Genomic DNA, 285 nt, shown 5'->3' on the forward strand with positions numbered 1-285 from the left:
GTACGACGTCGGACTCGAGTACGCCGGGTACGTGCCGCGGGACTCCGGCGCAGAGGTCGTCCTGCGCGGGAAGCCGGAAAGCAACGAGTTCATGGCGTTCTGGGTCGTCCCGGATGCCGACGGCGTGCGGGTCCTCGCCGGTATGCACGTCAACGGGTGGGACACCATCGACGCGGTGCAGCAGCTCGTGCGCAACGGCACGGTCATCTACCTCGACCTCCTTCCCCACCCCTACCCCCCCCCCCCCCCCCCCCCCCCCCCCCCCCCCCCCCCCCCCCCCCCCCC

Annotated in this window: 1 protein-coding gene; it reads right to left on the reverse strand. The window is 73.3% G+C overall.

Going from position 1 to position 285, the window contains the following annotated elements:
* Nucleotides 1–229, reverse strand: a 229-nt coding sequence (locus tag ACPYOI_RS36135) for a hypothetical protein (RefSeq protein ID WP_481424178.1), incomplete at its 3' end; no start/stop codon positions are given.
* Between the last annotated feature and the right edge of the window lie 56 nt (nucleotides 230–285).

It is taken from the genome of Rhizobium sp. SVR5-2C (genome assembly GCF_056755115.1).